Raw genomic sequence first — 25,533 nt, 5'->3', positions numbered from 1 at the left:
CTTTTTGGTGTTCGCGCGTATGGCGGCAAGATATGGGTTTCGCGGCAAAGGGAAAGGCCAATCCGCGGCAGGTTTTGCGCGGCTTGCGTCGTTTTCCGCGCCATCACGGCGGTTTGTGGGCGAACAAGTTGGGGCAGGGGCTTTTCCTTTGGTCGAAACCATGCAATAGGGTCACCGCCAAACGGGGTTTTGCATGGGGTTAGCAGATGCAGATTCGTGAGGCACTCACCTTTGATGACGTTCTTTTGGTTCCGGCGGCCTCGTCGGTGCTGCCGGCAACGGCGGACACGTCCACGCGCGTGACGCGCGCGATCACCATGAACATACCGCTGCTCAGCTCGGCCATGGACACGGTGACCGAGGCGCGGATGGCCATCGCAATGGCGCAGGCCGGGGGCATCGGGGTCATCCACAAGAACCTGACCGTCGAGGAGCAATCGCGTGAGGTGCGCCGGGTCAAACGCTTCGAATCCGGCATCGTCTACAACCCCGTCACCCTGCGCGCCAATCAAACGCTGGCCGATGCCAAGGCCTTGGTCGAGCGCTACAACTTCACCGGCTTCCCGGTGGTGGATGACGACGGCCGCGTCGTGGGTATCGTGACCAACCGCGACATGCGTTTTGCCACGTCGGACGACCAGCCGATCCGCGCGATGATGACCACTGATAATCTGGCGATGCTGCAGGAGCCGGCCGACCTGGAAGAGGCAAAGAGCCTGATGAAGGCTCGCCGGATTGAAAAGCTGCTGGTCGTCGACGGATCGGGCAAACTGACCGGTCTGCTGACCTTGAAGGATACGGAACAAGCGGTGCTGAACCCCACGGCCTGCAAAGACCATCTGGGTCGGCTGCGGGTTGCGGCGGCCACGTCGGTTGGCGATGCCGGCTTTGAACGATCCGAGCAATTGGTCGACTCTGGCGTCGACATCATCGTGGTCGACACGGCGCACGGCCATTCCCAAGGGGTGCTGGACGCGGTGAAGCGGATCAAGGCCCTGTCGAACGAAGTGCAGATCATCGCGGGCAACGTCGCAACGGGCGACGCAACCAAGGCCCTGATCGACGCCGGCGCCGATGCGGTCAAGGTCGGGATCGGGCCGGGCTCGATCTGCACCACGCGCATGGTGGCCGGTGTCGGCGTGCCCCAGTTGACGGCAATCATGGATTGCTCGGCTGCGGCTGGCGACGTGCCGGTCATCGCCGATGGTGGTATCAAGTTCTCGGGCGATTTCGCCAAGGCCATCGCGGCGGGCGCGTCCTGCGCTATGGTTGGCTCGATGATCGCCGGCACCGACGAAAGCCCGGGCGAGGTGATCCTGTATCAGGGCCGCTCTTTCAAATCCTATCGCGGCATGGGCAGCCTGGGCGCGATGGCGCGCGGCTCGGCCGATCGTTATTTCCAGAAAGACGCCGCGAATGACAAGTTGGTGCCCGAGGGGATCGAGGGACAGGTGCCCTACAAGGGCTCGGCCAGCGCCGTCGTTCATCAACTGGTCGGCGGTCTGCGTGCGGCCATGGGCTATACCGGCTGCGCGACTGTTGATGAAATGCGCCGCAATTGTCAGTTCGTGAAGATCACCGGAGCGGGTCTGAAGGAAAGCCACGTGCATGACGTGCAGATCACACGCGAAAGCCCCAACTACCGCGTGATGTGATGGTTTCCGTCGGACTCAGGACCTCGACATGACCCCAGGCGCGCGCGTTCAGGCCGCTATCGAAATCCTAGACGATTTTCTGGGCGGAACCCCCGCCGAGAAAGCGTTGACGGGATGGGCGCGGCGCAGCCGTTTTGCGGGATCGAAAGACAGGGCGGCGATCCGCGACCATGTCTTTGACGCGCTTCGGCATCTTCGGTCTTACGCTGCGATCGGCGGTGCAAGGACCGGGCGAGGCCTGATGTTGGGCGCTCTGCGGTCCCGGGGCCAGGACCCGGTCGATCTGTTCAACGGAGTTGGTCACGCCCCAGACCCCGTCACGGCGGACGAGGTCGGACGTCCATTCGATACGGAAGCCGAACAGTTTGACATACCCGAGTGGCTTTTGCCGGTGTTCGAGCGGTCGCTTGGTGAAAGTGCCAGAGAGGCCGCCGCCGCGCTGCAATCACGCGCTCCGGTTCACCTGCGGGTCAATCTGGCCCGCACGAGCATGCAAGAGGCGGTGGATGCACTGACGCGGGAAGGGATTTCCACTGCGCCGCACCCGGCCTGCGAGACGGCGCTTGAAGTCGTCGATGGTGCCCGGAAGGTTTCGCAATCCCAAAGCTATCGTGACGGCTTGGTCGAGTTGCAGGATGCGGCGAGCCAGGCTGTCGTTGCTGCATTGAACCTAAGACCCGGCATGAGGGTTCTGGACTATTGTGCCGGGGGTGGCGGCAAGGCGTTGGCCATGGCCGCCTCTGGCGGTGTCGAAGTCTTCGCCCATGACGCCAACCCCGGGCGCATGCGTGACCTTCCTGACCGAGCACGACGGGCGGGAGCGCGCATTTCCATCCTGTCTACGGATGACTTGGAAGAACACGGCCCGTTTGACCTGGTGCTGACTGATGCCCCCTGTTCCGGGAGCGGCTCGTGGCGGCGCGCACCTGCGGGCAAATGGGCATTGACGCCCGAGCAATTGGCCCAGTTGCCTCAGACACAATTGTCCATTCTGGACGCGGCCGCACCCCTCATCTGTGATGACGGTGTATTGGCCTACGCCACCTGTTCGATGCTGGATGTCGAAAACAGAGGCGTCATAGACACGTTCCTGTCGGCGCATCCGGAATGGCAATGCACGTTCAGCCGATTGTGGCAGGTTGTACACGGCACCGACGGCTTCTATTCCGCCCACTTGACGCGACGCTGATACGTTGAAAACAACTTAAAGGAGAATGTCCGCTGGATTTCTTAAGCGGATATTAACTCTTTGTACCACGATATGCCGTGGATTGATTTTGAATCGAGTTGTTGATGACCGAAGTCGCTCAATTTACGCCAAGCTTGACCGGGCGACATTTTCCGAGCTGGTCGCGGGCCATTTCTCTGGTCGGTGTCGCGCTTTTGTTGGTCATTCTCGCCCAACTCTTTCCGTTCTCACCTCAGTTGGTTTCGGGCCTGCTGGCGGTCGGAGGGTCTTTTCTGGCCGTTGGCGCGTTTGTTCTGTTGCGCGGATGGTTCTCGTATCGCGTTGACAAACAGGCGCAGACCATTCTCGCGTCGTTTCTGGAAAAAGAGCCCGCTCCGGGTTTCATCACGGATGCCAACGGGCGGGTGCTGATCGTGAATTCCGCAGCGCGGGACAGGTTCAACGCCTCAACAGGCGCAAGGCTGGACATGTGTTTGCGGTCCGTTTTCGCCAATCCTGCGGCAATACTGGTTCGGATGCAGTCATTGGCGCAAGCCGAAGGGCGCGCGGCAGAAGACATCGTGACAAAGGGTACGACAATTCCAGTTCTGGCGATCGACCTTGGCGATGATCTGTACCTGTGGCGGATCAAGGCCTCGGGTCGGCAACCTTGGGCGTATACTTCGCTTCCGATCGTGACGCTCGGGCGAAATGACGTGGTCTTGAACATGAATGCTGCGGCCGAGGCGATGCTCCGAGGCAGCGAGGTTGGCGCGGCCGAGGCTCTGACGCCGGAGGTCATATCCGGTGAAACGGTTCTGCGCCTGCCTGCTCAAGAAAGTTCGCGGCGGGTATTCGTGTGCGAGGTTCAAAAAACCAGCGCGGGCCGGGACATAGCGCTGGTCGTGCTTGACGACGTGCCTGTAGATCAGTGGACCACGACTTTCGCTGACGTCCCGGTGCCCATGATGCACATCGCTCCGGGCGGTGAGATTCTGGATGCCAATCGACTGGCGCGCAAGCTGATCGGTGATGTTGAATTTGGTCAGACCAATATCGACACGGTTCTGAGCGGATTGGGGCATCCCTTGCGGGACTGGCTGCTTCAGGTCGCCGCGTGCGATGGGCCACCACGTTCCGAATTCCTGCGGCTGGGTGGAAAGGACCGAGAGGTCTTCGTTCAACTGACCCTGACCCGCATCGTCAAGAACGGTGAGGTGCGCCTTGTTGCCGTGCTGAACGACGCGACCGAACTCAAGACGCTGGAGGCTCAGTTCGTCCAGGGGCAAAAGATGCAGGCGGTCGGGCAGCTGGCGGGCGGTGTGGCGCATGATTTCAACAATCTGCTGACCGCCATTTCCGGACATTGCGACCTGCTTCTGTTGCGCCATGATCAAAGTGATCCGAACTACGGCGATCTCGTCCAGATAAACCAGAATGCCAACCGGGCCGCTGCGTTGGTCAGCCAGTTGCTGGCCTTTTCCCGAAAACAGACTCTGCGACCCGAAGTGCTGGATCTGCGCGATACCATTTCCGACCTGATCCACTTGTTGAACCGCCTGGTGGGCGAGAAGGTCAAGCTGATCCTCAGTCATGATCCGGTTCTCAAGCCCGTTCGCGCAGACAAGAGGCAGTTGGAACAGGTCGTCATGAACCTTGTGGTGAACGCGCGCGATGCCATGCCCGACGGCGGAGAAATCCGTATCGAAACCGAGGTGTTTTCTTTGACCGAGCCGCTGATGCGGGACAGAGCGACGGTTCCGGTGGGTGAATATGTTTCGGTCAAGGTCATCGACAGTGGCGTCGGTATTCCGTCAGACAAGCTGCAGAAGATTTTCGAACCCTTCTACACGACCAAACGGACAGGCGAGGGGACCGGTCTGGGTTTGTCGACGGTCTATGGCATCGTCAAGCAAACCGGCGGCTTCATCTTCGTGGACAGCACCGAAGGGCGTGGGACCGAATTCAACGTCATGCTGCCGGTCTGCTTGGCACGGGACACCGAGGTTGCGATCGAACCGCCGGCACAACCGGAACCGAACGCGCATCAAGGCGAAGGTGTCGTTTTGCTGGTCGAGGATGAGGCGCCGGTACGCGCCTTTGCCACCCGTGCCTTGCGCCTCAAGGGCTATACCGTCTTTGAGGCGGGCTCTGCCGAGGACGCGTTGCGCATTCTTGCGGATCAGAACCTGCACGTCGACGTCTTCGTCACGGACGTGGTCATGCCCGGAATGGATGGTCCAACCTGGGTTGCCAAGGCGCTTGAAAGCCGGCCAGATGTGCGGGTGGTCTTCATGTCGGGCTATACCGAAGGCGCGTTTGGGGACGCTGGGCCGGAAATCAGAAACTCGACCTTCCTGCCCAAGCCTTTTTCACTGACACAATTGACCGAGGCGGTGTTCCAACACCTCAACTAACGCGCCTGCTGATGCAGACGAAACTCGGCGGCATGAGCCTTGCGGAATGTATCCATGGTCTGGTCCGAAAGTATCAGTTCCCGCTTGGGCGATACATTTTCGCGGGTCAGATCGATCCGGGCGTTCAGTCGATCTTGAAGGAAGTTCAGAATCTCGTCCTGGTGTTCGTAGCGAAAGATATGCGAAGCACCGGCGCCGTTGCTGCGGGTCCGGAAGAATTCAGTTTGGCTGCCGACATCGGCAAACGCGGGACGGGGCGACTGCATATAAGCTTGGACAAACTTGTCGAAAGACATGCCGTCGGTCGAATGCGGGTGGCCCGTCAATTCGGTGCGCGTCCTGTACCGATACCAGCTGCCCAGCCAATCGACGGGTTCGCGCACGACGGCCATGATTTCCATTTCCGTGTCGTACATCTTGCGGAAAATGTTCTGGAAGAAACGGTCGTAGCGACGCACCGGCGCATGTTTCAGATCCGGTGGACCCGACACCACGATATCCGCCCGGTCCCGCAACGCGACCTGATAGGCGGTGCTTCCGGTTTTAGGCAGGGACAGAAGCGCAAGGCGTTCCTTGAAGAAGATCAGCATTTCATGTCTTTCCTGCGCCGAAGGCTGTCGTGCCACATGATTGTCCGCCCCGGCGGCCGAGGTCAATTGCTTCCGCACAAAATCGCCAGCCTGTGCAAGCAAAGTTTCATTGCAAAGACAGAGCCTTGGGCATGATTGAGAAGTTTCGAGGTCTGAGTAAACGACTCTTTAACCTCTTCGTCGAATGGTAAGGAATGAAAGTTTTTGTTGAAATGTTCTCTTTTTGATCTCATAAGGAACAAGAGGCGAACAAAGCAGCGATTGCCGCCCGGTGATGGGTGTGACAAAAGGGAAGGCGACAGGACAATGGCGGATCTTCTGACAATGAACGACAAGAAAAACCCCGACAAGCAAAAGGCGCTGGACAGCGCGTTGGCGCAGATCGAGCGGCAGTTCGGCAAGGGCTCGATCATGAAACTGGGCGATGGTGCCCGGCAGGAGATCGAAGCCAGTTCGACCGGGTCACTTGGGCTGGATATCGCGCTTGGCATCGGCGGACTTCCGATGGGTCGGATTGTCGAAATCTACGGCCCGGAAAGCTCGGGCAAGACGACCCTGACCCTGCATTGTATCGCCGAGCAGCAGAAACGCGGCGGCGTCTGTGCATTCGTCGATGCGGAACATGCGCTGGACCCGCAATACGCGCGCAAGCTGGGGGTGGATCTGGACGAACTGCTGATCTCGCAGCCCGACACGGGTGAGCAGGCGCTGGAAATCACCGATACGCTGGTGCGTTCCGGGGCGGTGAACATGGTCGTGGTGGACTCTGTGGCGGCGCTGACGCCGAAATCCGAGCTGGAAGGCGACATGGGCGACAGCAACGTGGGTGTGCAGGCCCGGCTGATGAGCCAGGCGATGCGCAAACTGACCGGCTCGATCGCCCGCAGCAACTGCATGGTGATTTTCATCAACCAGATCCGCATGAAGATCGGCGTGATGTTCGGCAGCCCGGAAACCACGACCGGGGGCAACGCCCTGAAATTCTACAGCTCGGTCCGCCTGGACATCCGCCGCATCGGCGCGATCAAAGACCGCGATGAGGTGGTCGGCAACCAGACCCGCGTGAAGGTGGTCAAGAACAAGGTGGCCCCGCCGTTCAAGCAGGTGGAATTCGACATCATGTATGGCGAGGGCATCAGCAAGATGGGCGAACTGCTGGATCTAGGCGTCAAAGCTGGAGTGGTCGAAAAGTCCGGCTCGTGGTTCAGCTATGGGGACGAGCGGATCGGGCAGGGGCGTGAAAACGCCAAGCAATACCTGCGGGACAACAGTCGGGTTGCGCTGGAAATCGAGGATAAGATCCGTGCCGCGCACGGGCTTGATTTCGACATGCCGCCTGCGGCGGACGAGGATGATATCCTCGAAGCCTGATCGGAAGATCCGAGAGAACACTGGCTAGGTGAGCCTTCGGGTTCACCTTGTTTCGTTTGCGGTGCAGCAATCCTGTGGACTATCGGCGGGCAGGGGGCTAAACCGTCGCGATAGATCATGAATGCGCGCTGAGAGAGCCCAATGCCCACGCTGAACGATATCCGCTCAACCTTTCTGAACTACTTTGCCAAACAAGGGCACGAAGTGGTCGCATCGAGCCCGCTTGTGCCGCGCAACGACCCGACGCTGATGTTCGTTAACTCGGGCATGGTGCAGTTCAAGAACCTGTTCACCGGCCTTGAGACCCGCGACTACACACGTGCCACCACGGCGCAGAAATGCGTGCGCGCCGGCGGCAAGCATAACGACCTGGACAATGTTGGTTACACGGCCCGCCACCACACGTTCTTCGAGATGCTGGGCAACTTCTCGTTCGGCGATTATTTCAAATCGGAAGCGATTCCGTTCGCTTGGGAGTTGATCACCAAGGAGTTCGGGATCGACAAGAACCGTCTGCTGACGACCGTCTATCATACCGATGACGAGGCGTTTGAGATATGGAAGAAAGTCGGCGTTCCCGAGGACCGGATCATCCGCATCGCCACCAGCGACAATTTCTGGCAAATGGGCCCGACCGGTCCCTGCGGCCCCTGTACCGAGATCTTCTATGATCACGGCGACCACATCTGGGGCGGACCTCCGGGATCGGCCGAGGAAGACGGTGACCGGTTCATCGAGATTTGGAATATCGTTTTCATGCAGAACGAGCAGTTCGAAGACGGCTCGATGCGTGAACTGGACATGCAGTCGATCGATACCGGCATGGGTCTGGAACGGATCGGTGCGTTGCTGCAGGGCAGCCATGACAACTATGACACCGACCTTTTCAAGACACTGATCGAGGCCTCGGCCGAAGTCACGCATGTGGACCCCTATGGCAATCAGAATGTGCACCATCGGGTGATTGCCGACCACTTGCGGTCGACCTCGTTCCTGATTGCAGACGGGGTCATGCCCTCGAATGATGGTCGCGGTTATGTCCTGCGCCGGATCATGCGCCGGGCCATGCGCCACGCGCATCTTCTGGGCGCCAAGGATCCGGTCATGCACAAACTTGTTCCGACACTGGTTCAATTGATGGGCGCGCAGTATTCCGAGCTGGGTCGTGCTCAGGCTCTGATCGAAGAGACGTTGTTGTTGGAGGAAACCCGGTTCAAGCAGACGTTGGACCGGGGGCTCAAGCTGCTGGATGACGAAGTGGCGGGCCTGCCGGACGGGGCGCCACTGCCCGGGGATGCCGCCTTCAAGCTGTATGACACCTATGGCTTCCCGCTTGACCTGACCCAGGATGCCCTGCGCGAAAAAGGTCGGACGGTTGATACCGCCGGGTTCGACACCGCCATGGCCGAGCAGAAGGCGAAGGCGCGCGCCGCCTGGGCTGGTTCGGGCGAGGCAGCAGATCAGGCGGTCTGGTTCGACATACTGGACGCAAGCGGTGCGACCGATTTCCTGGGCTACGAAACCGAAATGGCCGAGGGTCAGGTAGTGGCTCTGGTGGTCGACGGTGACCTTGTGGACCGTATCGAGCAGGGCGGATCCGGCTGGGTGGTCGTAAATCAGACACCCTTCTACGGCGAGGCGGGTGGCCAAGTTGGCGATTCCGGCAGCATCCGCCGTCTTGAAGATCGCACCCAGAGCGCGACGGTCGAAGACACCCGGAAGTTCGCGGATGGCAAGGTCTATGCACACAAGATCGTCGTGGACAGCGGTGCGATCGCCAAAGGTGATGCCGTCGAGCTCGAAGTCGATCACGCCCGGCGTTCGGCCATCCGAGCGAACCACTCGGCGACGCACCTCCTGCACGAAGCGCTGCGAGAAACGCTTGGCGATCATGTTGCACAGCGCGGATCGTTGAATGCTGCCGACCGTCTGCGGTTTGATTTCAGCCACGCCAAAGCGCTGACACCGGCCGAGCTGCAGACCGTGGAACGCGAGGTGAATGAGTTCATTCGTCAGAACTCGACGGTCGAAACCCGTATCATGACCCCGGACGATGCCCGCGCCTTGGGTGCACAGGCGTTGTTCGGTGAGAAATACGGCGACGAAGTCCGGGTCGTCTCGATGGGCAAGGCCCAGACCGGCAAGGGTCACGACGGCCAAACCTGGTCGATCGAACTGTGTGGCGGTACGCATGTGTGCCAGACAGGAGATATCGGGACCTTTGTCATTCTGGGTGACAGTGCAAGCAGCGCGGGCGTGCGGCGGATCGAGGCTCTGACCGGGGACTCTGCATTGCGGTACTTGACCGAGCAGGATCGGCGGCTTGGCCAGATTGCTGCCGAGTTGAAGGCGCAGCCGGATGATGTCGTCGATCGCATCAAAGCTCTGCTGGACGAGCGCAAGTCGTTGCAGAACGAAGTGGCGCAACTGCGCCGCGATCTGGCGATGGCCGGTGGAGCCGGTCAAGGCGGCGGCGCGGAAGCCAAAGAGATCAACGGCGTCAAGTTCCTGGCACAGGCTCTGAATGGTGTGTCGGGCAAGGATCTGCCGGCCCTCATTGATGAGCACAAAGCGCGGCTGGGATCGGGCGCCGTTCTTCTGATCGCCGACACGGGCGGCAAGGCTGCAGTTGCTGCCGGTGTCACAAGCGACCTGACGCAGTCGATATCGGCCGTCGATCTGGTCAAGGCCGCCGTGCAGGAACTGGGCGGCAAGGGCGGCGGCGGGCGTCCCGACATGGCGCAGGGCGGTGGTCGCGATGCCGCCAACGCCGCGGCGGCCATCAAGGCCGCGGAAGAGGTTTTGGGAGGATAAGATGCCAGCACTCTGGATTGCACATGTCACGGTTACTGATGCCGAAGCTTATGGCAAATACGCCGAGCTTGCCGGCCCGGCCATTTCCAAACATGGGGGCACGTTCATTGCCCGTGCAGGACGCTATGTCCAACTGGAAGGCAAAGAGCGGCCCCGCAATGTCGTGGCGAAGTTCCCGTCGGTTGAAGCCGCCGTCGCCTGTTACAACTCGGCTGAATACCAAGAAGCCCTGAGCCACGCCCGGGGCGCAAGCGAGCGCGAATTGCTGGTCGTCGAAACGACCGAGTGAGAATCAACCGGATCCGGTCTTGGATTGGCTCCGGAACCCGCTTTGGGTGACGCAACGTCAGCCAAAGTTGCGACGCCGATCCTGTAATTGGGCCGATAGTGTTCCGGTGATCACGTCCCGCAACAAAATTTCCCTCATACTTTCAATGGGTTGAGCTTTTTTGTGGCGGCGAAACTATGACGTTCTACCTCTAATTGTGTCAGGCTTCGCCATTTTCTTGCGCGGAAAAGGTCATATTGAGTTACGAATTTCCGCCGTTTTTTGCCGACAACCTGACCGAGGATTGCCAGAGCCAGTCTGTTAACGGATAGTTTCCAAAAGCAGAATGTGGTCCTCAGAAGCGGCAGTCAGTCGAACGTATGGGATCGAGGGACAGGCATGAAACGGGTTTTGGACAGGCTCAACACAGTGGCAAGTCGCGCGGCCAGCAAGGCCACATTGGCTCTGGGTGTGTTGGGAGTGATCGGCGGTGCCGTTCTTGCGACAGGACAAGCCAGCGCTTCAGAGACAGCTTTCATTTCGGGGTTTTCGGCTTCGCCACCGCCGTCGGGCGCACGGACCTTGTGCCGCCAGTATGCTTGGGCTTGTGCGAACAAGAAGTCGGTTTCGCTGCCCAGCCATCAGGAATTGCGACTGGTCAAGCAAATCAATGCCCAGGTCAATGCGACAACGCGTGAGGTCACGGACCAAGTGCAGTACAAGACGCGGGAGCGTTGGGCCCTGCCAACATCGCGCGGCGGTGATTGCGAGGATTTTGCGCTGCTGAAAAAGCGTGACCTGATCAAGGCTGGAATTGATCCCAACAAGCTTTTGCTGGCGACCGTTTTGGACACCCGCCGCGGCCCTCACGCGGTTCTGGTTTACCGCTCCAATCAAGGTGATCTCGTGCTGGACAACCTGACCAATCGGATCAAACCCTGGTCGGCCACACGCTATTTGTTCCTGCGGATGCAGGATCCGAAACAGCCCCAGCGTTGGGTTGGGATTTACGGGCGAAGCTAAGAAGCCACAGCGATTTGAGTTTCTTGAAGGCTCCAGCAAAAAAAAGGGCGATGAATTCATCGCCCTTTTTCATTTGTATGCCAGATTGCCACTGAAACGTGGCATCACGACCAAAGGCGGTTAGTCCTCGTCATTGTTGGCGTTGTTGCCCTGACCAGGGCTTGCGCCTTCCGGTCCATTTCCACCGCCATTATTACCGTTGACGCCGCCGCCGTTACCGTTGCCGCCGCCGTTACCGTTGCCGCCGCCGTTACCGTTGCCGCCGCCGTTACCGTTGCCACCGCCGTTACCGTTGCCGCCGCTTGAGCTGCCACCGTCGCCGCCGCCCGAGCCGCCATCACCCGAGCCGCCGCCGTCACCGCCGTCGCCACCGCCCGAGCCGCCATCACCCGAGCCGCCGCCGTCACCGCCGTCGCCACCGCCCGAGCCGCCATCGCCGGACCCACCGCTGGAGCTACCGCCGCTTGAGCTGCCGCCATCACCGGACCCACCGCTGGAGCTACCGCCGCTTGAGCTGCCGCCATCACCGGACCCACCGCTGGAGCTACCGCCGCTTGAGCTGCCGCCATCACCGGACCCACCGCTAGAGCTACCGCCGCTTGAGCTGCCGCCATCACCGGACCCACCGCTGGAGCTACCGCCGCTTGAGCTGCCGCCATCACCGGACCCACCGCTGGAGCTGCCACCGCTTGAGCTGCCACCACCATCGCCGGACCCGCCACTGGAGCTACCGCCACTGGAACTGCCACCGTCACCGGAACCGCCACTGGAGCTACCGCCGCTTGAGCTGCCACCGCCATCACCGGACCCACCGCTGGAGCTGCCACCGCTGGAGCTGCCACCGCTGGAGCTGCCACCGCTGGAGCTTCCACCGCTGGAGCTGCCGCCGCTAGAGCTGCCGCCACTGGAACTGCCACCGCTAGAGCTACCGCCGCTTGAGCTGCCACCACTGGAGCTGCCGCCACCAGTTGGGGTAACTCCGCTTCCGCCAGAGGAACTGCCGCCGCTCGAGCTACCGCCGCTCGAGCTGCCGCCCGAAGAACTGCCACCCGGGTCCGAAGGGCCGTCGCCGGATCTTTGATCAACCGTCCCGATCGACGCGGTAGGGAAATCCGTCAGTACGGCTGCAAAAGCCGGGCAGGTCTGCAAAGTGCGGGCAAGAATGTCTTCAAAATCGGCACGACGCTGGATGTAACGCAGCATCCGTGCATCCACGACCGTACAGGCACACAGGGTTTCTGTGGAAACCGACTGCCGGGCTGTCTGGATCGTACATTTGTCCGCGGCGACAACAGGTCCGCCGGACATCAGCGGCAATGAAGCTGAAGCAAATACTATTGTCAGTAGACGGGATTTGATGCGCATATCGCGCCTCCTTAAACTCGTTAAACTCATCACCGAACAACCTGGCGATGACACACTTTGAACACAATTACACCCCTATCACGTCGCATTTTCAAGGGCAACACCGCGATAGCAATACGGAATTAACTCATCTTATGGATGAAATTGCAGGCAAAACAAAAGGGAAGCCATGATCCATTCATGGCTTCCCTGAGAAAACACTGTTTCAGATGGACGCAAAAATGTCACATTCGCGCCATTGTTTCCGACCCGTCCAAAATCGAACGGACCGGGGGTCAGGCTGACTTGGCCATACGCTTGCGTTCGTGCGGGTCAAGGAACCGCTTTCGCAGTCGGATCGCGTTCGGAGTTACTTCGACCAGCTCATCGTCGTCGATGTAAGCAATGGCCTCCTCCAGCGAGAACTGGACATGCGGTGTCAGGCGAACGGCATCGTCCGAACCGCTGGCCCGCACGTTGGTCAGTTTCTTGCCTTTCAGCGGGTTCACCTCAAGGTCATTGTCCCGCGAATGTTCGCCGATGATCATGCCCTGATACACATCGGTCTGGGGGCCGACGAACATCCGCCCACGCTCTTCCAGGTTCCACAGCGCGTATGCGACGGCCTGTCCGTTCTCCATCGAGATCAGAACGCCGGCGCGCCGTCCGGGGATCGGGCCCTTGTGCGGCGCCCAACCGTGGAAAACGCGATTCAGAACGCCGGTGCCGCGGGTGTCTGTCAGGAATTCACCATGATAGCCGATCAGACCGCGCGACGGGACATGCGCAATGATGCGGGTTTTGCCAACTCCTGCGGGGCGCATCTCAACCAGCTCGCCCTTGCGCGCGCCCGTCACCTTTTCGATGACTGCGCCCGAGAATTCGTCATCCACGTCGATGGTGACTTCCTCGATGGGCTCCAGGCGTTGGCCGTCTTCCTCGCGGAACAGAACCTGCGGACGCGAGATGCTGAGCTCGAACCCTTCGCGACGCATGTTCTCGATCAGAACGCCCATCTGCAATTCACCTCGGCCCGCAACCTCGAAGGCTTCGCCGCCGGGGGTGTCCGTGATCTGGATGGCCACGTTCGATTCGGCCTCTTTCATCAGGCGGTCACGAATGACGCGCGACTGGACCTTCTTGCCGTCACGCCCCGCCAGCGGCGAGTCGTTGATGCCGAAGGTGACGGTGATGGTCGGCGGGTCGATCGGCTGGGCGGGCAGGGCCTCGTCCACCTGGGGCGCCACCAGCGAATCCGCAACGGTGGCCTTGCTCATGCCTGCGATGGTTACGATGTCGCCCGCTTCGGCGACGTCGATCGGTTGCTGGCTGAGGCCGCGGAAGGCCAGGATCTTGGTAGCCCGGAAATTCTCGATCAGCTTGCCGTCACGGCTGAGCGCTTTGAGGCTGTCACCCGCTTTGAGCGTACCGCTTTCCACACGGCCGGTCAGGATGCGACCGATGAACGGGTCGCTGCCCAGAGTGGTCGCCAACATGCGGAAGGGTTCATCCTTGCGCTCAGCTTGTTTGGGGGCGGGAACGTGGTCGACTACGAGGTCGAACAGAGCGGACAGGTCCTTGCGCGGGCCGTCCAGTTCCATATCGGCCCAGCCCGACCGCCCCGAGGCGTACATGGCAGGGAAATCCAGCTGGTCGTCGTCGGCGCCGAGGTTGGCGAACAGGTCAAAGCATTCGTCCAGCGCGCGGTCGGGCTCGGCATCGGGCTTGTCGACCTTGTTCAGCACCACGATTGGACGCAGACCCAGTGCCAGCGCCTTCGAGGTCACGAATTTCGTCTGGGGCATCGGGCCTTCGGCGGCATCGACCAGAAGCACAACACCGTCGACCATGCTGAGGATACGCTCGACCTCGCCGCCGAAATCGGCGTGGCCGGGCGTGTCAACGATGTTGATGCGAGTGCCTTTCCACTCGACACTGGTGGCCTTGGCCAGAATGGTGATGCCGCGTTCACGTTCCAGGTCGTTGCTGTCCATGGCGCGCTCGGCCACGGCCTGGTTTTCCCGGAATGCACCGGATTGTTTCAGAAGCTCGTCAACCAGGGTCGTTTTACCGTGGTCCACGTGAGCGATGATTGCGATGTTGCGCAGGTCCATGAGGTCAGCCTTTGAACGGGAAGTTGCCGCGCGCATAACGCGGCGCGGCACAAGTTACCAGCCCTAACGCGCGATCAGTGGCCCGCAGTCTGCGAAAAGAGGTGGATGACCAGAATACCGCCCAGAATCATCGCAAGGCCCAGAACCGCCGGCCAGTCCAGCCGTTGACCGAAAACCACAAAGCCGATCAGCGCAATCAGAGCGATGCCAAGCCCGGACCAGATCGCGTAAACGATGCCGACGGGCATTACCTTCAGCGTCAGCGCCATCAGGTAAAAGGCAAAGCCATAGCCCACCACCACCAGAACCGAGGGCCAGAACCGGGTGAATTGCTGGCTGGCCTGCAGTGCGGTCGTTCCGATTGTCTCGGCAATAACGGCGAGAAGGAGGATCAGGTAGGCGTGGGGCATGGTTCTTGAACCCTTGATGCATCTGCTGGGACGTTGAGCACAGAATTCAGAAACGGCGCAAGGAAATTCAGGCAGCCGCCCCTTTCGTTGGTTCACCTAGGGTCAGGTAAACCCGACTATGGCAAGGCCGGAAAGTGTGTAAACTACTGCACGTTTTCGATTACTTTTTTAACGAGTGTGTTTCATGACGACATTTGCAAAAACGGTCGTGTTTGCTTCGGCAATTATCGTGGCGATTGGGTGGCTTGCTGACGGGGGGTCCGTCGATACTGACGCAGCCAAATTGGTTGATAGGTCAAGCGCAACAACAGTTTGAACGCCACGAATGAAACGAAAAAGGAGCCCGCGGGCTCCTTTTTTTGCGCCTATTGCTTTTCGATCGCCTTCACCTTGGACCGGTGATCCGACAGCCTCTTGATCAGGAATTGCCGCGCCTTGCGCTCGGCCAACCGGACGCGGATTTCGGTAAGGAAAGCCTCCTCAAGCGATTGGGAGGCTGCGCCCAGCACGTCACCGACTTCGACGTAGAACCGATCCTGGCCGGTTTCGTCCATGACCTTCATCGTATCCTCGGCCAGTTTCGCCGCGAGAATGGTGATGGTGTCGGACATCAGCGTGTGTTCTCGGTCAGGCGGCGTTTGACGTAGTCGGTCACGTTGGTCATCAGCGTATCCATGTGCTCACCCTGGAAGAAGTGGTCGGCTCCTTCAACCTCGGTGTGGGTGATGGTGATACCCTTCTGCTCGTGCAGCTTTCCGACCAGTGCGGTGGTGTCCGCCGGCGGTGCCACCCGGTCAGCCGTTCCGTTGATGATCAGCCCGGACGAGGGGCAGGGGGCAAGGAACGAAAAATCATACATGTTCGCGGGCGGCGACACGCTGATGAAGCCGGTGATCTCGGGGCGACGCATCAGCAACTGCATGCCGATCCAGGCTCCGAACGAAAAGCCTGCAACCCAGCAATGTTTCGAGTTGTTGTTCATCGACTGCAGATAGTCCAACGCCGATGCCGCGTCGCTGAGTTCTCCGACTCCCTGGTCATACTCGCCCTGGCTGCGGCCGACGCCCCGGAAATTGAAGCGCAGGACCGTAAAACCCATGTTGTAGAACGCGTAGTGCAGGTTGTAGACGACCTTGTTGTTCATGGTCCCGCCGAACTGGGGGTGCGGGTGCAGCACGATGGCGATCGGTGCGTCTTTTTCCTTTTGGGGGTGGTAACGGCCTTCCAGTCGGCCTTCAGGTCCGGGAAAAATCACCTCGGGCATGTGTGCGGTTGTCCTGTCTTTTTCTCGCGGGCGCCGGGATATACTTGACGGTTATCGTCAGGCACCTTAGAACGGTTCTAATTGAGTATCGCAGCGTGAGCACGCTGTCAGTCGGAGATACGCACTGACCGCGGCGACGTCAATGTTTTCACGCGGTTCAAGCCACGAGGATCGAAGAATGAAGCTGTCAACCAAGGGCCGTTACGCGATGGTGGCGTTGGCGGACATCGCGCTTCAACCCGCCGACACGCTGGTGACCCTGGGAGAGATTTCCGAGCGTCAGGACATTTCGCTGCCCTATCTGGAGCAGCTGTTCGTCAAGCTGCGCCGTGCCGATCTGGTTGCATCCGTGCGCGGGCCGGGCGGCGGCTATCGTTTGGCGCGGCCGGCGTCGGAGATCCGCGTGGTCGAGATTCTGTCAGCCGTGGATGAAACAGTTGATGCCATGCACAAGGGGGCCGGGGCGTCGGGGGGATCCTCGGGCAGCCGGGCGCAGTCGCTGACCAACCGCCTGTGGGAAAGTCTCAGCGCGCATGTCTACGTATTCCTGCACCAGACACGCTTGTCCGATGTGATCCAGAACGACCTTGCGCCGTGTCCGGCGGTGCCGGGGCTGTTCTCGGTCGTGGATGATTGACCGGTGAGTGGATTGGGAATCTCGAGGGGCGTGGCCGTGGATGAAAAGGTGAGTCCATGAGACGTGTTTACCTGGATCACAACGCCACGACCCGGCTGCGCCCCGAGGCGCGCGACGCGATGATCGCGGCGATGGAGGTCTGCGGCAACCCCTCCTCGGTCCATGCTGAGGGGCGAGCGGCCAAGGCTGTCATCGAAAAGGCGCGTGCGCAGGTGGCCGCGGCCTTTGGGGCGGATGGGGCCGATATCGTGTTCACATCCGGGTCGACCGAAGGCGCGGCGCTGGCCTTGGAAGGGCGCAACCTGCATGGCGCGGCGATCGAACATGATGCCGTAAGGGCCTGGACTGTCGAGGATTTGCCGGTTTCGCACCAAGGCGTTGTCGCCGTAGCCGACCCGGACCGGTCCACGTTGCAACTCGCCAATTCTGAAACCGGGATCATTCAGGCCTTGCCCAAGGGTCTAGCCGTCACCGATGCCACGCAGGCGTTCGGGAAACTGCCGATCGCCTTCAACTGGCTGGATGTGCAGATGGCGTTGGTCTCGGCGCACAAGCTGGGCGGGCCAAAGGGTGTGGGTGCCGTGGTGATGAAACGCGGCACGGATCTGGAGGCCCGGATCAAGGGCGGTGGCCAGGAAATGGGGCGCCGGTCGGGGACGGAAAATGTCATTGGAATCGCTGGGTTCGGCGCTGCGGCTGAAGCGGCGGCGCGGGATCTGGCAAACGGAGTTTGGGAAAAGGTTGCAGAGCTTAGAAATATTCTAGAAAAGGCCCTTGAGGCTGGTTCTAAATCTACTATTTTTGTCGGGAAAGATCAGGATCGGTTGCCCAACACCCTGTGCTTTGCGACGCCCGGCTGGAAGGGCGAAACGCAGGTGATGCAGATGGATCTGTCGGGCTTTGCGATCAGCGCCGGTTCGGCCTGCTCCAGCGGCAAGGTGAGGGCAAGCGCGGTACTGACCGCGATGGGATATGACGAGGCCACGGCGGCCAGCGCGGTACGCGTTTCGCTGGGCCCCGAGACGAGTGAAGAAGACGTGCTGCGTTTCGCCGAGACGTGGCTGGAAAAAGAGAAAAAGCATCGCGCGCGGGCCGCGTGATCTGACGGAGGGTGGAACATGGCCGCTTTGGACCAGACCCAGGTAAAAGAAGGTGTCGATCAGGAAACCGTTGACGCGGTGCGCGAGGTCGGAACCTACAAATACGGGTGGGATACCGATATCGAGATGGAGTACGCGCCCAAGGGCGTGAACCCCGATATCGTCAAGCTGATATCGGAAAAGAACGAAGAGCCCGAGTGGATGACCGAATGGCGCCTGAAGGCCTTCGAGCGCTGGACCCAGATGGAAGAGCCAAAATGGGCCATGGTCCACTATCCTGAAATCGATTTTCAGGACCAGTATTACTATGCCCGACCCAAGTCGATGGAGACCAAGCCCAAGTCGCTGGACGAGGTCGATCCGAAACTGCTGGCCACTTACGAGAAGCTCGGTATCCCGCTGAAAGAACAGATGATTCTGGCCGGCGTGGAAGGTGCCGAGGATGCCCCGGCCGAGGGCCGCAAGGTCGCGGTGGATGCGGTGTTCGACTCGGTTTCGGTTGGCACGACCTTCCAAGCCGAGCTGAAGAAGGCCGGCGTCATCTTCTGCTCGATCTCCGAGGCGATCAAGGAACACCCTGAACTGGTCAAGAAATACCTGGGCTCGGTGGTGCCGGTGTCGGACAATTTCTACGCCACGCTGAACTCGGCCGTATTCTCGGACGGCTCGTTCGTCTATGTGCCGCCCGGCGTACGCTGCCCAATGGAGCTGAGCACCTATTTCCGCATCAACGCTGAAAACACCGGCCAGTTCGAACGCACTCTGATCATCGCCGACAAGGGCTCGTACGTGTCCTATCTGGAAGGCTGCACCGCGCCCCAGCGTGATACCGCGCAGCTGCACGCCGCAGTGGTCGAGATCATCGTCGAAGAAGACGCCGAGGTGAAATACTCGACCGTCCAGAACTGGTTCCCGGGTGACGAGAACGGCAAGGGCGGCATCTACAACTTCGTGACCAAGCGTGCCGATTGTCGGGGCGACCGGTCCAAGGTGATGTGGACGCAGGTCGAGACCGGCAGTGCCGTGACCTGGAAATACCCGTCCTGCATCCTGCGGGGCGATGACAGCCAAGGCGAGTTCTACTCGATCGCCATCACCAACAACATGCAGCAGGCCGATACCGGCACCAAGATGATCCATTTGGGCAAGAACACCAAGTCGCGCATCGTGTCCAAGGGCATCAGCGCGGGCAAGGCCCAGAACACCTATCGCGGGCTGGTGTCGATGCACCCCAAGGCCAAGAACAGCCGCAACTATACCCAATGCGACAGCCTGCTGATCGGCGACAAATGCGGGGCGCATACCGTTCCGTATATCGAGGTCAAGAACAACAGCAGCCGGGTCGAGCACGAGGCTACCACCTCGAAGGTCGATGACGATCAGCTGTTCTATTGCCGCCAGCGCGGCATGGACGAGGAAGAGGCCGTGGCGCTGGTGGTCAACGGGTTCTGCAAGGACGTGCTGCAGGCGCTGCCGATGGAGTTCGCCATGGAAGCCCAGCAGCTGGTCGCGATCTCGCTGGAAGGCTCGGTCGGCTGATGGCCCGCTCGCCGCGCTTCCGCAGGGATGATGTCCTGACCGCTGCGTCTTATGCGCTGCCGGTGCTGGGCGGCCTGCTGGGCGTGGCCTATGTCAACGTCAACGACACCGATTTCATCAACCCGGTCTGGGCAATCGGCGGCGGGGCGGTCCTGGGATGGATCGCGGCGCGGCTGCTGCGCAGGGTGCTGGGATAGGAACAGACCGGGGCCGGCGCGTCCCGAAGATACGCAAAAGGACAAAACATGCTGGAAATCAAGAACCTGCACGTCAAACTTGAGGAAGAAGAAAAGCAGATCCTCAAGGGCGTAGACCTGACGGTCGAGGCCGGCAAGGTACACGCGATCATGGGGCCGAACGGCTCGGGCAAGTCGACGCTCAGCTATGTGCTTTCGGGCCGTGACGGGTATGAGGTCACCGAGGGTTCGGCGACGCTGGATGGCGCGGACCTGCTGGAGATGGAGCCGGAAGAGCGTGCCGCCGCCGGCGTATTTCTGGCGTTCCAGTACCCGGTCGAGATCCCGGGCGTGGGCAACATGACGTTTCTGCGCACGGCCGTGAACGCCCAGCGCAAGGCGCGCGGCGAGGAAGAACTCTCGGCCGCGGATTTCCTCAAACTGGTGCGCGAAAAGGCCAAGTCGCTGAAGATCGACGCCGACATGCTGAAACGCCCGGTGAACGTGGGTTTCTCGGGCGGTGAGAAGAAGCGCAACGAAATCCTGCAGATGGCGATGCTCGAGCCCAAGATGTGCATCCTGGACGAGACCGACTCGGGCCTTGACGTGGATGCGATGAAGCTGGTTGCCGAGGGCGTGAACGCGCTGCGCGACGAAGGCCGTGGATTCCTGGTGATCACCCACTATCAGCGCCTGCTGGACCACATCAAACCCGACGTGGTGCACATCATGGCCGATGGCCGGATCGTCAAGACCGGCGGGCCCGAGCTGGCGCTGGAAGTCGAAAACAACGGTTACGCCGACATTCTTGCCGAGGTGAACTGATGGCCTTGCCCGACGTGAAACAATCCGCGACCGAGGCGCGGCTGGCCACGCTGCGCATGCCCGAAGCTGGCTGCACCCGCGATGCGCGCGAGGCGGCTCTGGCCCGGCTGCGCGCCATGGGTCTGCCCGGGCGGCGCGACGAGTATTGGAAATACACGCGTCCTGATACGCTGATTTCGCCCGAGGCCCCGGCGGCCGAGGTGTTCCACACCGACGAGCCGATGGTCTTTGACGGGTTCGACCGCCTTAAAATCGTCTTCGTCGATGGCGTGTTCAGCCCCGAGGACAGCGATGACCTGACGCTGGAAGGCGTGAGCATCGACCGGCTTGAGGATATCTGCTGCAAGGACATCCACTGGGCCAAGCAACTGTACGGCGTGCTCGAGGAGCGGGGCCAGACCCCGGTTCAACGCCCGCTGGCGGCGCTGAACACCGCCTTTGTGCAGGACGGCGTGGCGATCCATGTGACCGGCAACCCGTCCAAGCCGATCAGTCTGATCTATCGCCACGACTCCGAGACCTCGGACGCGATCCTGCACCACGTGATCCGCGTGGAAAGCGGCGCCGAGGTGACGATTCTCGAGAATGGCCCGGCGGCCTCGCGGTTCAACAAGTGCATCGAGATCGACATCGCCGATGGCGGCACGCTGCACCATGTCCGGGCGCAGGGCAGGGACCATCAGCGCCGTGCCGCGACGCATATGTTCACCCGGTTGGGCAAGGACTCCGTCTACAAGTCTTTCACCCTGACCGTGAATGGTGTGCTGACGCGCAATGAACAGGTGGTCGAGCTGACCGGCGACGATGCGGTGGCGCATGTGGCCGGCGCCTGCGTGGGCGATGGCGACTTCCACCATGACGACACGGTGTTCATCACCCATGACGCGGTGAACTGCGAAAGCCGTCAGGTGTTCAAGAAGGTTCTGCGCAACGGCGCGACCGGCGTGTTCCAAGGCAAGATCCTGGTCAAGGAAGGCGCTCAGAAGACCGATGGCTACCAGATCAGCCAGTCTTTGCTGCTGGATGACGACAGTCAGTTCCTGGCCAAGCCCGAGCTTGAGATCTATGCCGACGACGTGGCCTGTTCGCATGGGTCGACCTCGGGTGCGATCGACGAGACCGCGCTGTTCTACCTGCGCTCGCGCGGGGTTCCGGCAAAGGAGGCGACCAACATGCTGACGCTGGCCTTTTTGGCCGAAGCCGTGGAAGAGATCGAAGACGAAGCGCTGGCCGAGGACATCGTCTCGCGGCTGGAAGGCTGGTTGGCGCGGCACAGCTGATGCCGGTGACCACCGATATCGTCGCCTCGTATCGCGGGCCCGGTCGGGTGGTGCGTCGACTGCTGGACATGGGCCCGCGCGAAGACCGCGCGCTGGCCTTTGTCATGGCGTTCTGTGTGATTGGCTTTATCGCACAGTTGCCGGGCCTTGCGCGCCGTGCCCATCTTGAGGGGTTGGACCTGAACATGCTGATGGGTGGGGCCTTGCTGGGGTCGGTCTTCATTCTGCCGTTACTGCTTTACGTCCTTGCCTGGGGGACTTATCTGATTTCTCGCATGTTCGGCGGTGCAACCACGTCCTATCAGGCGCGGCTTGCGCTGTTCTGGGCTCTGCTCGCCTCATCGCCGCTGGTGTTGTTGAACGGGCTGGTGGCGGGTTTCATCGGTCCGGGCCCTGTCCAGACGCTGACCGGGGCCCTGTGGGTTGCGGTATTCGTCTGGTTCTGGTTTTCCGGGTTTTCTCAAACACGAAGGGCGCCGGCATGAACGCCGCATTTCTGGGACATCTGGCCGTTCTGACACTGGCAAATCCGGCCGAGGCGGCAAGGCGTCTGTTGACCAGTGTACCCGGTCGGGATGTGCTTTGGACAGCGCTGGCATTGGTCGTTGTCCTGAACGCTTTGTCTCAATCACTGTCGACCCTTGTGTTTCCGGCGCTTGATCCATCGCTGGATATGGCGTTTGAACCGGTTGTGCAGTCGTTGGCGACTTCGGCCGGGGCCGTTCTCTTGGGCATCTTCGCGTTCCATTTTGTCGGCAGGATGCTTGGCGGCACCGGTAGCCTGGAAGGCATGATGCTGCTAATGGTCTGGCTGCAATTTCTGCAGATTCTGGGCCAATTGATCATCTTCGTCATGGTGATGGTTGCGCCGACGATGTTCCTGATCCTCGTATTGGGGATGAGCCTGTACAGCCTCTACATCAGCCTGCATTTCATCAATCAGGCGCACCACTTCCACTCGCTGGGCAAATCCTTCGTGGTCATCCTCATCTCGGGATTGCTGGCGATACCCTTCGTCCTGTTGATGACCCCAAGCGGGCCTGTTTAGGGAATTCGTTCATGTATGACGTCCAGAAAATCCGCGCCGATTTCCCGATCCTCTCGCGTGAGGTGAACGGGAAACCGTTGACGTATCTCGACAATGGGGCCTCGGCGCAGAAACCTCAGGTGGTGATAGATGCAGTCACCAATGCCTATGCGCACGAGTATTCGAACGTGCATCGCGGATTGCACTACCTGTCGAACCTGGCGACCGAAAAGTACGAATCCGTGCGCGGGACCGTCGCCCGGTTTTTGAATGTCGCGAATGAGGATGAGATCGTCCTGAATTCCGGGACGACCGAGGGGATCAACCTTGTCGCCTATGGGTGGGCCATGCCGCGGATGCAGGCCGGTGACGAAATTGTTCTGAGCGTCATGGAGCATCATGCCAACATCGTACCTTGGCATTTCCTGCGCGAACGCCAGGGCGTCGTTCTGAAATGGGTGGACGTGGATGCAAGTGGTGCGCTGGATCCGCAGGCCGTGATCGACGCCATCGGGCCCAAGACCAAACTGGTGGCGGTGACCCAGTGTTCCAACGTTCTGGGTACCGTGGTTGACGTGAAGGCGATCACCGAAGGCGCTCACGCCAAAGGGGTGCCTGTGCTGGTCGACGGAAGCCAGGGCGCGGTTCACATGCCGGTGGATCTGCAGGATATCGGGTGTGATTTCTATGCTATCACCGGGCACAAGCTGTACGGCCCCTCGGGATCTGGCGCGATCTTCATCAAATCGGAACGTATGGCCGAGATGCGCCCCTTCATCGGAGGAGGCGATATGATCAAGGAGGTGTCGAAAGACACGGTGATCTACAACGATCCGCCGATGAAATTCGAAGCCGGCACTCCAGGTATCGTCCAGACGATCGGCATGGGCGTTGCGCTGGACTACATGATGAGTTTGGGGATGGACAACATCGCGGCCCATGAGGCGGGCTTGCGCGACTATGCAATGCAGCGCCTGACCGGGCTGAACTGGCTGCAGGTTCAGGGGACGACGCCCGACAAGGCCGCTATCTTCAGCTTTACGCTGGATGGTGCGGGCCACGCGCACGATGTATCCACCATTCTCGACAAGAAGGGCGTCGCCGTTCGGGCGGGGCACCATTGCGCCGGTCCGTTGATGGATCATCTCGGGGTTACGGCCACCTGCCGCGCCAGTTTTGGTCTGTACAACACAACCGATGAGGTCGACACACTGATCGATGCGCTGGAACTGGCGCACGAATTGTTTGCCTGATTGTTCGTCGCTAAACCGAGTTCCGACATGCAAAATCCAGTTGCACCCGGATCGGAACAAGGTTAGCTAACGGCCAACGCACCTGTAGCTCAGCTGGATAGAGCGCTGCCCTCCGAAGGCAGAGGCCAGAGGTTCGAATCCTCTCAGGTGCGCCACTTTCTTCCAGAGTTTCAAGGCGTAGCGCTTCTGCGCCTGTGTCCGTCATTGCCAGATGGGCGCTGCGCAGCAAAAAGCCCCGGGCAGTGATGCGCCGGGGCTTTTTGCGGGGTTGATGAGTGGTAGTGTATTAGCCGCGCCAGGAGCGAACGTCGCCGCAATCCATGTGCACGAAATTTGATCCATAGTATTGGCCGACACCGCCGGCACGGCACGAAATGGCTGCCTTGGCCATCTGTGAGACCGAGCGGGAGGCAAGCCGCAGGTCCGCAGCCTGACCTTTGACGTGGAGAGAGTTCTTGGCGACACCGCGCGACCGACGGCGCAGCATGGCGTTGGTCTGCGGAGAGCGGTAGCCCGACAACAGCATGTAGGGCTCGTTCACATCCAGCAGGTTGTGGGCCGCGGCCATGATGTCGATCGTGCGCAGATCCATGTCCTTTGACTGATCGGTGCGCCAGTCACGCATGAAGTGGTTGATTTCCTTGACCGCGTCTTTGACGTATTTACCATCGACCCAGTAGATCATGTCCAAGCGCTCGCCGGTACGACCCGAATACATACGGATCCTGCGGATGTCTCCACCCCCGCGAAGGAAGCCTGCTGCGTTTGAGTAGGTTGGTGCTGCAACAACTGCCGTTGCCGCGAATGCGCCCAATAGGGCACGCCGGGTCATCCCCGAGGTACTGCTCTTGGTCATAGCGTGTTTCGTCCCGTACAGTTCCTGCCTGCACACGATGTTACGTGCGCCTTCTTAATTCTTTCCCATCCCAGATGCGGATTTTATGCCACAGAGGGATTCTTGCGCCAAGTGATCTTTTGGTCTTGTGCTTTCTTACGGGGAATTTTCGGCGAAAATCTGCGCAAGTGACAAAAAATATGGCGAACAGACCTGAATCCCTTTCGTTTTTTTCCAGACGATGCAATCGCGCATCAGGGGGCGAGCGGTGTGATGTGCTGTTGGAAATGTGAGTGGACAATCCCCCGAGGCGTGAAACATAATTGTCGGGCGCAAAAACTAGTGTTCCAAGTTATTGAAAACCAAGGCTATCCCATGAATTCTGTCCGTCGGACCTGTACGATTTTTCTGTTTGCCGCAAGC

The 25,533-nt window shown here is 60.3% G+C and carries 23 protein-coding genes and 1 tRNA gene; 17 read left to right on the top strand and 7 right to left on the bottom strand.

Annotated features, from left to right (window positions below):
- Nucleotides 1-206: 206 nt before the first annotated feature.
- The 3 genes from guaB to AC2FM5_RS07745 all read left to right on the top strand — a co-directional run bounded on the left by guaB (nucleotide 207) and on the right by AC2FM5_RS07745 (nucleotide 5,240).
- Entirely contained in the window at nucleotides 207-1,655 is a 1,449-nt protein-coding gene (gene guaB / locus AC2FM5_RS07755) for an IMP dehydrogenase (protein ID WP_170338542.1), read from the top strand.
- 28 nt (nucleotides 1,656-1,683) lie between these two features.
- Nucleotides 1,684-2,844, top strand: a complete 1,161-nt coding sequence (locus AC2FM5_RS07750) for an RsmB/NOP family class I SAM-dependent RNA methyltransferase (protein ID WP_496734865.1) — start codon at nucleotides 1,684-1,686, stop codon at nucleotides 2,842-2,844.
- Between the two features lie 104 nt (nucleotides 2,845-2,948).
- Nucleotides 2,949-5,240 carry a hybrid sensor histidine kinase/response regulator gene (locus tag AC2FM5_RS07745; protein ID WP_496734863.1) on the top strand — a complete coding sequence of 764 codons (2,292 nt, stop codon included), beginning with the start codon at nucleotides 2,949-2,951 and terminating at the stop codon, nucleotides 5,238-5,240.
- Here AC2FM5_RS07745 and AC2FM5_RS07740 read toward each other — a convergent pair.
- Complete coding sequence (locus tag AC2FM5_RS07740; RefSeq protein WP_170446054.1) at nucleotides 5,237-5,830, bottom strand: sulfotransferase family 2 domain-containing protein; 594 nt, start codon at nucleotides 5,828-5,830, stop codon at nucleotides 5,237-5,239. The genes AC2FM5_RS07745 and AC2FM5_RS07740 overlap by 4 nt on opposite strands.
- A gap of 306 nt (nucleotides 5,831-6,136) precedes the next feature.
- On the opposite strand from AC2FM5_RS07740, the gene recA reads away from it, so the two are divergent.
- From recA to AC2FM5_RS07720, 4 genes are all read left to right on the top strand, one after another.
- Nucleotides 6,137-7,201 carry a recombinase RecA gene (gene recA / locus AC2FM5_RS07735; RefSeq protein WP_170339099.1) on the top strand — a complete coding sequence of 355 codons (1,065 nt, stop codon included), beginning with the start codon at nucleotides 6,137-6,139 and terminating at the stop codon, nucleotides 7,199-7,201.
- 141 nt (nucleotides 7,202-7,342) lie between these two features.
- On the top strand, nucleotides 7,343-10,015 hold the full coding sequence (alaS, locus tag AC2FM5_RS07730) for an alanine--tRNA ligase (protein ID WP_496734860.1): 2,673 nt from the start codon (nucleotides 7,343-7,345) through the stop codon (nucleotides 10,013-10,015).
- A 1-nt stretch (nucleotide 10,016) separates the two neighbouring features.
- A complete protein-coding gene (locus AC2FM5_RS07725) occupies nucleotides 10,017-10,304 on the top strand; it encodes a DUF1330 domain-containing protein (RefSeq protein WP_093962104.1) in 288 nt (95 codons plus the stop codon).
- Between the two features lie 378 nt (nucleotides 10,305-10,682).
- Nucleotides 10,683-11,306 (top strand): transglutaminase-like cysteine peptidase, encoded by a 624-nt coding sequence (locus AC2FM5_RS07720; protein WP_170339104.1) that lies wholly within the window; start codon nucleotides 10,683-10,685, stop codon nucleotides 11,304-11,306.
- Between the two features lie 120 nt (nucleotides 11,307-11,426).
- Here AC2FM5_RS07720 and AC2FM5_RS07715 read toward each other — a convergent pair whose 3' ends face one another.
- The 5 genes from AC2FM5_RS07715 to AC2FM5_RS07695 form a co-directional block, all read right to left on the bottom strand.
- Nucleotides 11,427-12,614 (bottom strand): hypothetical protein, encoded by a 1,188-nt coding sequence (locus AC2FM5_RS07715; protein WP_496734857.1) that lies wholly within the window; start codon nucleotides 12,612-12,614, stop codon nucleotides 11,427-11,429.
- A 332-nt stretch (nucleotides 12,615-12,946) separates the two neighbouring features.
- A complete protein-coding gene (typA, locus tag AC2FM5_RS07710) occupies nucleotides 12,947-14,764 on the bottom strand; it encodes a translational GTPase TypA (protein ID WP_170338557.1) in 1,818 nt (605 codons plus the stop codon).
- Nucleotides 14,765-14,838: 74 nt separating this feature from the next.
- Nucleotides 14,839-15,174, bottom strand: coding sequence for a DMT family transporter (locus AC2FM5_RS07705; protein ID WP_170339109.1), 336 nt, complete (start codon nucleotides 15,172-15,174; stop codon nucleotides 14,839-14,841).
- Nucleotides 15,175-15,539: 365 nt separating this feature from the next.
- Nucleotides 15,540-15,785, bottom strand: coding sequence for a hypothetical protein (locus AC2FM5_RS07700; RefSeq protein WP_093962100.1), 246 nt, complete (start codon nucleotides 15,783-15,785; stop codon nucleotides 15,540-15,542).
- On the bottom strand, nucleotides 15,785-16,438 hold the full coding sequence (locus AC2FM5_RS07695) for an alpha/beta hydrolase (RefSeq protein ID WP_093962099.1): 654 nt from the start codon (nucleotides 16,436-16,438) through the stop codon (nucleotides 15,785-15,787). The genes AC2FM5_RS07700 and AC2FM5_RS07695 overlap by 1 nt, the downstream gene beginning before the upstream one ends.
- 178 nt (nucleotides 16,439-16,616) lie before the next feature.
- Here AC2FM5_RS07695 and iscR point away from each other — a divergent pair, with 178 nt between their 5' ends.
- From iscR to AC2FM5_RS07645, 10 genes are all read left to right on the top strand, one after another.
- Nucleotides 16,617-17,075, top strand: a complete 459-nt coding sequence (iscR, locus tag AC2FM5_RS07690; RefSeq protein ID WP_093962098.1) for a Fe-S cluster assembly transcriptional regulator IscR — start codon at nucleotides 16,617-16,619, stop codon at nucleotides 17,073-17,075.
- Between the two features lie 56 nt (nucleotides 17,076-17,131).
- Nucleotides 17,132-18,175, top strand: a complete 1,044-nt coding sequence (locus tag AC2FM5_RS07685) for a cysteine desulfurase family protein (RefSeq protein ID WP_170439200.1) — start codon at nucleotides 17,132-17,134, stop codon at nucleotides 18,173-18,175.
- An 18-nt stretch (nucleotides 18,176-18,193) separates the two neighbouring features.
- A complete protein-coding gene (gene sufB, locus AC2FM5_RS07680) occupies nucleotides 18,194-19,714 on the top strand; it encodes a Fe-S cluster assembly protein SufB (protein WP_170339113.1) in 1,521 nt (506 codons plus the stop codon).
- Entirely contained in the window at nucleotides 19,714-19,911 is a 198-nt protein-coding gene (locus AC2FM5_RS07675; RefSeq protein ID WP_496734850.1) for a hypothetical protein, read from the top strand. The genes sufB and AC2FM5_RS07675 overlap by 1 nt, the downstream gene beginning before the upstream one ends.
- A gap of 48 nt (nucleotides 19,912-19,959) precedes the next feature.
- The gene (gene sufC / locus AC2FM5_RS07670) at nucleotides 19,960-20,715 is read left to right on the top strand and encodes a Fe-S cluster assembly ATPase SufC (protein ID WP_170357887.1); all 756 of its coding nucleotides are present in this window, start codon (nucleotides 19,960-19,962) and stop codon (nucleotides 20,713-20,715) included.
- A complete protein-coding gene (sufD, locus tag AC2FM5_RS07665; RefSeq protein ID WP_496734848.1) occupies nucleotides 20,715-21,995 on the top strand; it encodes a Fe-S cluster assembly protein SufD in 1,281 nt (426 codons plus the stop codon). The genes sufC and sufD overlap by 1 nt, the downstream gene beginning before the upstream one ends.
- Nucleotides 21,995-22,480, top strand: coding sequence for a YIP1 family protein (locus AC2FM5_RS07660; RefSeq protein ID WP_170357884.1), 486 nt, complete (start codon nucleotides 21,995-21,997; stop codon nucleotides 22,478-22,480). The genes sufD and AC2FM5_RS07660 overlap by 1 nt, the downstream gene beginning before the upstream one ends.
- Nucleotides 22,477-23,043: a Yip1 family protein gene (locus AC2FM5_RS07655; RefSeq protein WP_170439204.1), complete on the top strand. Its 567-nt coding sequence runs from the start codon at nucleotides 22,477-22,479 to the stop codon at nucleotides 23,041-23,043. The genes AC2FM5_RS07660 and AC2FM5_RS07655 overlap by 4 nt, the downstream gene beginning before the upstream one ends.
- An 11-nt stretch (nucleotides 23,044-23,054) precedes the next feature.
- On the top strand, nucleotides 23,055-24,275 hold the full coding sequence (locus AC2FM5_RS07650) for a cysteine desulfurase (RefSeq protein WP_170367122.1): 1,221 nt from the start codon (nucleotides 23,055-23,057) through the stop codon (nucleotides 24,273-24,275).
- Nucleotides 24,276-24,353: 78 nt separating this feature from the next.
- A tRNA-Arg gene (locus AC2FM5_RS07645) sits at nucleotides 24,354-24,430 on the top strand.
- Between the two features lie 131 nt (nucleotides 24,431-24,561).
- Here the strand turns inward: AC2FM5_RS07645 and mepK are convergent.
- Nucleotides 24,562-25,131 (bottom strand): peptidoglycan L,D-endopeptidase MepK, encoded by a 570-nt coding sequence (gene mepK / locus AC2FM5_RS07640; RefSeq protein WP_170338571.1) that lies wholly within the window; start codon nucleotides 25,129-25,131, stop codon nucleotides 24,562-24,564.
- Between the last annotated feature and the right edge of the window lie 402 nt (nucleotides 25,132-25,533).

It is taken from the genome of Ruegeria sp. BHSA162, from assembly GCF_059613385.1.
The sequence above is the reverse complement of the archived record's forward strand: the minus strand, read 5'-3'. Positions and strand labels throughout refer to the sequence as shown.

What these genes read in the sequence shown, in the direction of transcription:
- AC2FM5_RS07695 (WP_093962099.1), bottom strand. Translation starts at nt 16,438, where the DNA reads ATGCCCGAGGTGATTTTTCCCGGACCTGAAGGCCGACTGGAAGGCCGT.
- AC2FM5_RS07650 (WP_170367122.1), top strand. Translation starts at nt 23,055, where the DNA reads ATGTATGACGTCCAGAAAATCCGCGCCGATTTCCCGATCCTCTCGCGT.
- AC2FM5_RS07740 (WP_170446054.1), bottom strand. Translation starts at nt 5,830, where the DNA reads ATGCTGATCTTCTTCAAGGAACGCCTTGCGCTTCTGTCCCTGCCTAAA.
- sufB (WP_170339113.1), top strand. Translation starts at nt 18,194, where the DNA reads ATGGCCGCTTTGGACCAGACCCAGGTAAAAGAAGGTGTCGATCAGGAA.
- AC2FM5_RS07705 (WP_170339109.1), bottom strand. Translation starts at nt 15,174, where the DNA reads ATGCCCCACGCCTACCTGATCCTCCTTCTCGCCGTTATTGCCGAGACA.
- AC2FM5_RS07725 (WP_093962104.1), top strand. Translation starts at nt 10,017, where the DNA reads ATGCCAGCACTCTGGATTGCACATGTCACGGTTACTGATGCCGAAGCT.
- alaS (WP_496734860.1), top strand. Translation starts at nt 7,343, where the DNA reads ATGCCCACGCTGAACGATATCCGCTCAACCTTTCTGAACTACTTTGCC.
- AC2FM5_RS07750 (WP_496734865.1), top strand. Translation starts at nt 1,684, where the DNA reads ATGACCCCAGGCGCGCGCGTTCAGGCCGCTATCGAAATCCTAGACGAT.
- AC2FM5_RS07715 (WP_496734857.1), bottom strand. Translation starts at nt 12,614, where the DNA reads ATGTCCGGCGGACCTGTTGTCGCCGCGGACAAATGTACGATCCAGACA.
- typA (WP_170338557.1), bottom strand. Translation starts at nt 14,764, where the DNA reads ATGGACCTGCGCAACATCGCAATCATCGCTCACGTGGACCACGGTAAA.
- recA (WP_170339099.1), top strand. Translation starts at nt 6,137, where the DNA reads ATGGCGGATCTTCTGACAATGAACGACAAGAAAAACCCCGACAAGCAA.
- guaB (WP_170338542.1), top strand. Translation starts at nt 207, where the DNA reads ATGCAGATTCGTGAGGCACTCACCTTTGATGACGTTCTTTTGGTTCCG.
- AC2FM5_RS07675 (WP_496734850.1), top strand. Translation starts at nt 19,714, where the DNA reads ATGGCCCGCTCGCCGCGCTTCCGCAGGGATGATGTCCTGACCGCTGCG.
- mepK (WP_170338571.1), bottom strand. Translation starts at nt 25,131, where the DNA reads ATGACCAAGAGCAGTACCTCGGGGATGACCCGGCGTGCCCTATTGGGC.
- sufC (WP_170357887.1), top strand. Translation starts at nt 19,960, where the DNA reads ATGCTGGAAATCAAGAACCTGCACGTCAAACTTGAGGAAGAAGAAAAG.
- AC2FM5_RS07745 (WP_496734863.1), top strand. Translation starts at nt 2,949, where the DNA reads ATGACCGAAGTCGCTCAATTTACGCCAAGCTTGACCGGGCGACATTTT.
- AC2FM5_RS07685 (WP_170439200.1), top strand. Translation starts at nt 17,132, where the DNA reads ATGAGACGTGTTTACCTGGATCACAACGCCACGACCCGGCTGCGCCCC.
- AC2FM5_RS07660 (WP_170357884.1), top strand. Translation starts at nt 21,995, where the DNA reads ATGCCGGTGACCACCGATATCGTCGCCTCGTATCGCGGGCCCGGTCGG.
- AC2FM5_RS07720 (WP_170339104.1), top strand. Translation starts at nt 10,683, where the DNA reads ATGAAACGGGTTTTGGACAGGCTCAACACAGTGGCAAGTCGCGCGGCC.
- AC2FM5_RS07700 (WP_093962100.1), bottom strand. Translation starts at nt 15,785, where the DNA reads ATGTCCGACACCATCACCATTCTCGCGGCGAAACTGGCCGAGGATACG.
- sufD (WP_496734848.1), top strand. Translation starts at nt 20,715, where the DNA reads ATGGCCTTGCCCGACGTGAAACAATCCGCGACCGAGGCGCGGCTGGCC.
- AC2FM5_RS07655 (WP_170439204.1), top strand. Translation starts at nt 22,477, where the DNA reads ATGAACGCCGCATTTCTGGGACATCTGGCCGTTCTGACACTGGCAAAT.
- iscR (WP_093962098.1), top strand. Translation starts at nt 16,617, where the DNA reads ATGAAGCTGTCAACCAAGGGCCGTTACGCGATGGTGGCGTTGGCGGAC.